Genomic DNA, 7514 nt, shown 5'->3' on the forward strand with positions numbered 1-7514 from the left:
GCCCCGCCCGGCGGCCGTCGGCCATCCCCCCATTGGGGCCCGACACGTTCTAAAATCACAGGCTTGTCCCCCAGCCACAGCCCCATGACCCTGCGCCTGCACAACAACCTGACTCGCCAGCTCGAACCGTTCACCCCGATCGACCCGGCCTGTCCGACCCTGTATGTGTGCGGCCCGACGGTCTACAACTACGTGCACATCGGCAACGCCCGTGGCCCGGTGGTGTTCGGGGTGCTGGCCGACCTGCTGCGGCGCCGTTTCGGTGGCCTGCGCTACGCGCGCAACATCACCGACGTGGACGACAAGATCAACAACGCCGCGCGTGAGCAGGGCGTGCCGATCAGCACCATCACCGACAAGTTCGCCGCCGCCTACCGTGAAGACATGGCCGCGCTGGGCGTGGTGCCGCCGGACATCGAGCCGGAGGTGACCGCGCACATGCCGCAGATCATCACCATGATCGAGCAGCTCATCGCCAACGGGCATGCCTACGCCGCCGAGGGCCACGTGCTGTTCGCGGTGGCCAGCTTCGACGGCTACGGCAAGCTGTCGCGCCGTGATCCGGAGGAAATGCTGGCCGGTGCCCGCGTCGAGGTGGCCCCGTACAAGCGCGATGCCGGCGATTTCGTGCTGTGGAAGCCGTCCAGCGACGACCTGCCCGGCTGGGAATCGCCGTGGGGCCGTGGCCGCCCGGGGTGGCACATCGAATGCTCGGCGATGGCCGCCGCCCACCTGGGCGAGACCATCGACATCCATGCCGGTGGCGTAGACCTGCAGTTCCCGCACCACGAGAACGAGATCGCGCAGAGCGAATGCGCCCACGGCGGCCGGATCTTCGCCCGCTTCTGGATGCACAACGGCATGCTCAACTTCGGCGGCGCCAAGATGAGCAAGTCGCTGGGCAACATCGAGCGCGTGCACGACCTGGTGCGCCAGCACCCGCCCGAGGCGCTGCGCCTGGCCCTGCTGTCGGCCCACTACCGGCAGCCGCTGGACTGGTCCGACGCGCTGATCGAACAGTCCGCGCGCACCCTGGACCGCCTGTACGGCACCCTGCGCGACCTGGCCGACGTCACCGCCACGGCGGCGATCCCGGCGGCCGTCGAGGCGACCCTGGACGACGACCTGAACACCCCGCAGGCGCTGGCCGAAGTGGCCCGCATCGCCGGTGAGGCGCGCCGCGCCACCGACCCGACCGAACGCGCGCGCCTGAAGGGAGAGCTGCTCGGCGCCGGCCTGGCCCTGGGCCTGCTGCAGGCCGAACCGGCGCAGTGGTTCGGCACCGCGGCCAGCGAAGGCGACGACGATGCGCGCATCCAGGCGCTCATCGACGAGCGTGCCGCCGCCAAGCAGGCCCGTGATTTCGCCCGCTCCGACGCCATCCGCGACCAGCTGGCCGCCGAGGGCATCGTGCTGGAAGACACCCCGCAGGGCGTGCGCTGGGTGCGCAAGCGCGCCTGACCCGCCCTGCCCCGTGGCCGGCGCGTCCGGCCACGCCCCCACTGTAGAGACCGTTGTGACCGACTCCCCGTTCCCGCTTGAACCCACCGCCGCCGAAGCCCAGGCCGCCATCGCCGAGGAATTCGCCTTCTTCGGCGACTGGTCCGAGCGCTACCAGTACCTGATCGACCTCGGCCGCAAGTTGCCGGCCTTCCCCGATGCATGGAAGACCGAAGAACACCGCCTGCTCGGCTGCCAGTCGATGGTCTGGATCGTGCCCGAGGGCAACGCGCAGTCGCTGCGCTTCCACGCCATCAGTGATTCGGCCATCGTCTCCGGCCTGATCTTCCTGGCCCTGCGCGTGTATTCGGGGCGCTCGGCGCAGGAGATCCTGGACACCGAGCCGAGCTACATCCAGGACATCGGCCTGGCCCGCCACCTGTCGCCCACCCGCAGCAACGGCGTGGCGGCCATGCTGGCCTTCATCCGCGAGACCGCGCAGGCCCAGCTGCAGCGCGAACAGCCGTGACCGCGGCCGCCACCGGAGACGAAGGCGCGCTGGCCCTGCTGGGCCGGCCGGGCTTTGCCAAGCTGCTGGCCTACCGCATCTTCGCGATGCTGTCCTACCAGGTGGTGGCCGTCACCGTCGGCTGGCACATCTACGAAGTCACCCGCAATCCGTTCTCGCTGGGCCTGGTCGGCCTGGCCGAGGTACTGCCGTTCTTCTGCGTGGCGCCGTTTGCCGGCTACCTGGTCGACCACCTGCCGCGCCGTCGGCTGGGTATGGTCGCCTGCGCCGGCCTGGTCGCCACCGCGGTGGTGCTGACCGGCGTGGCCACCGGCTGGCTGCCGTTCCAGGGCGTGTGGCCGATCTATGCCGCCATCGCGCTGACCGGCATGGTCCGTGCGTTCCTGTCGCCCATCTACAACGCCCTGTTTGCCCGCGTGCTCGAACGCAGCCAGTTCGCCCGCGGCGCCGGCCTGGGCAGCGTGGTGTTCCAGTCGGGCATGGTGGTCGGCCCGGCGCTGGGCGGCATCCTGGTCGGCTGGGGCGGCAAGGGCCTGTCCTATGGCGTGGCCACCGCCTTCGCCGTGGTGGCGATGGGCTGCCTGGCCACGCTGAAGGTGAGCGAGCCGGTGCATGACGGCCCGGCCGCACCGATCTTCAAGAGCATCGCCGAGGGCGCCCGCTTCGTGGTCGGCAACCGCATCATGGTCGGCGCGATGGCGCTGGACATGTTCTCGGTCCTGCTGGGCGGCGTGGTGGCGATGCTGCCGGCCTTCCTGCAGGAGATCCTGCACTACGGCCCCGAGGGCCTGGGCATCCTGCGCGCGGCACCGGCGCTGGGCTCGATCGCGGTCGGCCTGTGGCTGGCCCGCCACCCGCTGCAGAAGAACGCCGGCCGCGTGCTGCTGTTCGCCGTGGCCGGTTTCGGCCTGTGCGTGGTCAGCTTCGGCCTGTCCCAGCACTTCTGGCTGTCGGCGCTGATCCTGCTGTTCTACGGGGCCTTCGACGGCGTCTCGGTGGTGGTGCGGTCGACCATCCTGCAGCTGGCCACGCCCGAGGAAATGCGCGGGCGGGTGTCGTCGATCAACGGCATCTTCATCAGCTCGTCCAACGAGCTGGGCGCGTTCTACGCGGGCACGATGGCCAAGCTGCTGGGCCTCGTGCCAGCAGTGGTGCTGGGCGGGTTCGCGGTGCTGAGCGTGGCCGGGATCACCGCGTGGAAGAACCCGACGCTGCGGAAGTTGAATCTGCGCGACCTGCAGTGATTCCGACGGCGCCGCGGCTTTCTGATGATCGCGACGGCGCCGCGGCTTTCTGTAGAGTCGAGCCATGCTCGACTGCTTTTCAGAAGCCAGTCGAGCATGGCTCGACTCTACAGAACGGCCAGTCGAGCATGGCTCGACTCTACAAAAGAACGGCCAGCCGAGCGTGGGCTCGGCTCTACAAGAGCACGATCACCCAACAAAAAACCCGGCCGAGGCCGGGTTTTTCGCATGACCAGACAACGCTCTGGAATCAGTCGCCCTGCTGCTTCTGCAGGTGCTCCCAACGCTCCTGGGCGTCGATGGTGCGCTCGGCGGTCAGGCGTGCTTCGAGGCGCTCCAGGCCGATTTCCTCACCGGTGTCGACGCAGTAACCGTAGTCGCCGGCTTCCAGGCGCTTCAGGGTGCTGTCGATCTTGCCGATCAGCTTGCGGTAACGGTCGCGGGTACGCAGTTCCAGCGAGTTCTCGGTCTCGCGGGTCGCGCGCTCGGCTTCGTCGCCGATGTCACGCACTTCCTCGCGCAGGTTCTCGATGGTCTGCTTGGATTCTTCCACCAGGTCGGCGCGCCAGTTCTGCAGGCGCTGGCGGAAGTATTCCTGCTGCAGCGGGCTCATGTACTCCTCTTCCGAGCCGGGCTTGTAGCCGGTCGGCAGGATCGGGCGGCCGGTGGCCTCGTCGGTCTTGTATTCGACGACCTTGTACTTGCTGCGCGGGGCCGGCGCCGCCGAACGGGCGGTCACAGCCACGGCGACCTTGCCCACGGGGCGCGACACGGTCTTCGGAGCGGGATCAGGTTTCACGGCGGTTTTCACGGCGGTCTTGGCAGGCGATTTCGAAACGGGCACGGGATTCTTGGATTGCGGGGCGGTCGATGCTGCAGGGGTGGCGGCCGGGGCCGGCTTGGGGGCCGGTTTGGCTGCTGCCACTGCCGCGGTCTTGGCCGGGACAGACTTGGCCGGAGCTGCCTTGGCGGCGGGCTTCGGTGCGGTTTTCACTACCGGGGCCGGGGCCGGCTTGGCAGCCGGCTTGGCGACATTCTTGGTGGCTTTCTTTACAGCGGCAGGCGTGGCGGCGGGTTTAGCCGGTGCAGCCTTCTTCGCCGCCGGCTTGGCGACCGGCTTGGCCGCGGCCTTCTTGGCCACCGGCTTCGGCGCGGGCTTGGCGACAGCCTTCTTCGGTGCCGGCTTGGCGACGGCCTTCTTGGCCGGTGCGGCCTTGCTGGCTGCCTTCTTCACCACCGGCGCCTTCTTGCTGGCTGCCGCGGGCTTGGCCTTGGCCGGCGCAGCGGCCTTCTTCGCCGCTGGCTTGCTGGCCTTGGCCGGCGATTTCGTTGCGGTGGCCTTCCTGGCCGCCGGTTGCGAGGATGCTGCCTTGGCGGCCGTCTTGCTGGCCGGCTTCTTGGCAACAGGCTTGGCCGCCAACTTCTTCACAACAGGCTTGGCGGTTTTCTTGGCGGCCTCGACGGCCTTCTTTGCAGTTTTTTTAGCAGCCACGAAACGCTCTTCCTTGGATTCCCCGGGGCCCGGGAAAGCGGGCCTTTATAGCCTACCCGACCCGCAGCAGCAACCTTGGGGGCCTGCTCCATTCAGTCCTGGAGCCAGCGGCCCAGAGTGTCGGTCCGACGAACATGGACCGCCCTGCGCGGTACGGAACCTGGCCGGCACCCCACGGTGCCGGTACCGGTCGCAGGCCATGGGCGACATGCGACCAACAGCCCATCCTGCACAAATGCGGCCTTCATGCCAACTGGCATAAGATGACTGGGTGATCTCGCGCCTGCTCATTGCCCTGCTGCGCTTCTACAAGCGCTTCATCAGCCCCCTGCTGGGGCCGCGCTGCCGTTTCGTGCCGAGCTGTTCTGAATACGCCATGGACGCCATCTCGATGCACGGTCCGCTGCGTGGCAGCTGGCTGGCCGCGCGCCGCCTCGGCCGCTGCCACCCGTTCCATCCCGGCGGCTTCGACCCGGTGCCCGAATCCCCCAACGCCCCCTCTTGCCGTTGCACAGGAAAACACTGACATGTCCTCCACCCTCATCACCAACGCCCGCATGGTCAACGAAGGCCGCACCTTCGACGGCGACCTGCGCATCGAGAACGGCCGCATCGCGCAGATCGGCAGTGGCCTGGCCCCGCGCGACGGCGAACAGGTGGTGGACGCGGCCGGACGCTGGCTGCTGCCCGGCATGATCGATGACCAGGTGCACTTCCGCGAACCGGGCCTGACCCACAAGGGCGACATCGCCAGCGAATCGGCGGCCGCGGTGGCCGGCGGCCTGACCAGCTTCATGGACATGCCCAACACCAACCCGCCGACCCTGGATTCGACCATCCTGGAAGCCAAGTACGAGCTGGCACGCGGCCGCGCCTGGGCCAACTACGGCTTCTACCACGGCGCCAGCAACGACAACCTGGAAGCGATCCGCGCGCTGGACCCGAAGAAGGCGCCGGGCGTGAAGGTGTTCATGGGCGCCTCCACCGGCAACATGCTGGTGGACGACCCGGAGACGCTGGACGCGATCTTCCGCGAATGCCCGACCCCGATCATCACGCACTGCGAAGACACGCCGATGATCGATGCCAACCTCAAGGCCTTCCAGGAGAAGTACGGCGACGCACTGACCCCGGACATGCACCCGGACATCCGCTCGCGCGAGGCCTGCATCAAGTCGACCCGCCTGGCGATGTCGCTGGCACGCAAGCACGGTACCCGCCTGCACGTGCTGCACATCTCCACCGCCGACGAGCTGGCGCTGTTCGAGAAGGGCCCGCTGATCCGCGCCGACGGCAGCCGCAAGCAGATCACCGCTGAAACCTGCGTGCACTTCCTGCACTTCGCGCGCCCGGATTACGCGACCAAGGGCAACCTGATCAAGTGCAACCCGGCCATCAAGGAAGTTTCCGACCGCGAAGCGATCACCGCTGCGCTGGCCGATGACGTGCTGGACGTGCTGGCCACCGACCACGCCCCGCACACCTGGGAAGAGAAGCAGAAGCCCTACGCACAGGCACCGTCCGGCCTGCCGCTGGTGCAGTACGCGCTGGTGGCCGCGCTGGAGCGCGTGCACGAAGGCAAGCTGACCCGCGAGCAGGTGGTGCAGAAGTTCGCGCACGCCCCGGCGCAGCTGTTCGACGTGGAAGAGCGCGGCTTCCTGCGCGAAGGCTACTTCGCCGACCTGGTGCTGGTGGAAGACGTGCCGTTCACCGTCAAGCGCGAGGACGTGCTGTCCAAGTGCGGCTGGTCGCCGTTCGAAGGCACCACCTTCCGCTCGCGCGTGGCCTCGACCTGGGTCAACGGCCAGCTGGTGTGGGACGGCAGCAAGCTCGTCGGCGAACCCGCCGGCCAGCGCATGACCTACGACCGCTGATGCGTCCGGCACTGATGATCGGGGCGCTGCTGCTGGCCGCGCCCCTGTTCACCGCACCGGCAGCCCAGGCGCAGGATGGCATCGGCAGCCTGATCGACAGCCGCGTGGTGTTTCCGGCCAGCGCGTCGCAGGGCGCGCTGGTGATCGGCAAGGTGCCCGCCGGCAGCCGCGTGCAGTACGCCGGCCGCCAGCTGCGGGTGAGCAGCTACGGCAGCGTGGTGTTCGGCATCGGCCGCGACGAGAAGGGCCCGCTGCAGGTACAGGTGCAGCGACCGGATGGGGGCAGCGAATCCGCCACCATCAACGTGACCCCGCGCGACTGGCCGACCGAGCGCGTCAACGGCGTGCCGCCGAAGACGGTCAACCCGCCGCCGGCGATTGCCGAACGGATCAAGCGCGAACAGGCGCAGGTGACCGCCGCACGTGCCCGCGATGACGACCGCACCGATTTCACCCAGACCTTCATCTGGCCGGTGCAGGGCCGCATCAGCGGCCGCTTCGGCAATGCGCGCGTATACAACGGCCAGACCGGCGCCGGACACTCCGGCATGGATATCGCCGTGCCCACCGGCACGCCGGTGAAGGCACCGGCCGCCGGCGTGGTGACCTTCGCCGGCCCGGACCTGTACCTGACCGGCGGCACCCTGCTGATCGACCACGGCTACGGCGTCAGCTCGAACTTCCTGCACCTGTCGCGCATCGACGTGAAGGTCGGCGACCGGGTGACCCAGGGCCAGGTGATCGCCGCCGTCGGCGCCACCGGGCGAGCCACCGGCCCGCACCTGCACTGGGGCATGAACTGGTTCGACACCCGCATCGATCCGCTGCTGGTGCTGGAACGCAAATAATGCACGCGCTTCGTCGCCGGGGGGGGGGGCGGCGGGCGGCCCCCCCCCCCCCCCCCCCCCCCCCCCCCCCCCCCCCCCCCCCCCCCC

Annotated in this window: 7 protein-coding genes; 6 read left to right on the forward strand and 1 reads right to left on the reverse strand. The window is 68.9% G+C overall.

What is annotated here, in order from left to right:
• Positions 1-84 precede the first annotated feature (84 nt).
• The 3 genes from cysS to IAE56_RS20035 are packed head-to-tail and all read left to right on the forward strand — an operon-like array spanning position 85 to position 3213.
• Positions 85-1461 carry a cysteine--tRNA ligase gene (gene cysS, locus IAE56_RS20025; RefSeq protein WP_200753723.1) on the forward strand — a complete coding sequence of 459 codons (1377 nt, stop codon included), beginning with the start codon at positions 85-87 and terminating at the stop codon, positions 1459-1461.
• Between the two features lie 55 nt (positions 1462-1516).
• Complete coding sequence (locus IAE56_RS20030) at positions 1517-1969, forward strand: SufE family protein (RefSeq protein WP_108769379.1); 453 nt, start codon at positions 1517-1519, stop codon at positions 1967-1969.
• A complete protein-coding gene (locus IAE56_RS20035; RefSeq protein WP_108758198.1) occupies positions 1966-3213 on the forward strand; it encodes an MFS transporter in 1248 nt (415 codons plus the stop codon). Before IAE56_RS20030 ends, IAE56_RS20035 begins: the two co-directional genes overlap by 4 nt.
• A gap of 250 nt (positions 3214-3463) precedes the next feature.
• On the opposite strand, the gene dksA is transcribed toward IAE56_RS20035, so the two are convergent.
• Positions 3464-4705: an RNA polymerase-binding protein DksA gene (dksA, locus tag IAE56_RS20040; RefSeq protein WP_200753724.1), complete on the reverse strand. Its 1242-nt coding sequence runs from the start codon at positions 4703-4705 to the stop codon at positions 3464-3466.
• A 271-nt stretch (positions 4706-4976) separates the two neighbouring features.
• Between dksA and yidD the strand changes: the two genes are divergently transcribed.
• From yidD to IAE56_RS20055, 3 genes are read left to right on the forward strand one after another with little or no spacing between them, the layout of a single operon-like run.
• The gene (gene yidD / locus IAE56_RS20045) at positions 4977-5231 is read left to right on the forward strand and encodes a membrane protein insertion efficiency factor YidD (protein WP_108747043.1); all 255 of its coding nucleotides are present in this window, start codon (positions 4977-4979) and stop codon (positions 5229-5231) included.
• Between the two features lies 1 nt (position 5232).
• Positions 5233-6579: a dihydroorotase gene (locus IAE56_RS20050; protein ID WP_200753725.1), complete on the forward strand. Its 1347-nt coding sequence runs from the start codon at positions 5233-5235 to the stop codon at positions 6577-6579.
• On the forward strand, positions 6579-7427 hold the full coding sequence (locus IAE56_RS20055; RefSeq protein ID WP_200753726.1) for a M23 family metallopeptidase: 849 nt from the start codon (positions 6579-6581) through the stop codon (positions 7425-7427). The genes IAE56_RS20050 and IAE56_RS20055 overlap by 1 nt, the downstream gene beginning before the upstream one ends.
• Positions 7428-7514: the final 87 nt, after the last annotated feature.

The sequence above is a fragment of the Stenotrophomonas sp. S41 genome (genome assembly GCF_016624625.1).
Lineage (GTDB): Bacteria > Pseudomonadota > Gammaproteobacteria > Xanthomonadales > Xanthomonadaceae > Stenotrophomonas.

What these genes read in the sequence shown, in the direction of transcription:
- cysS (WP_200753723.1), top strand. Translation starts at nt 85, where the DNA reads ATGACCCTGCGCCTGCACAACAACCTGACTCGCCAGCTCGAACCGTTC.
- IAE56_RS20050 (WP_200753725.1), top strand. Translation starts at nt 5,233, where the DNA reads ATGTCCTCCACCCTCATCACCAACGCCCGCATGGTCAACGAAGGCCGC.
- IAE56_RS20055 (WP_200753726.1), top strand. Translation starts at nt 6,579, where the DNA reads ATGCGTCCGGCACTGATGATCGGGGCGCTGCTGCTGGCCGCGCCCCTG.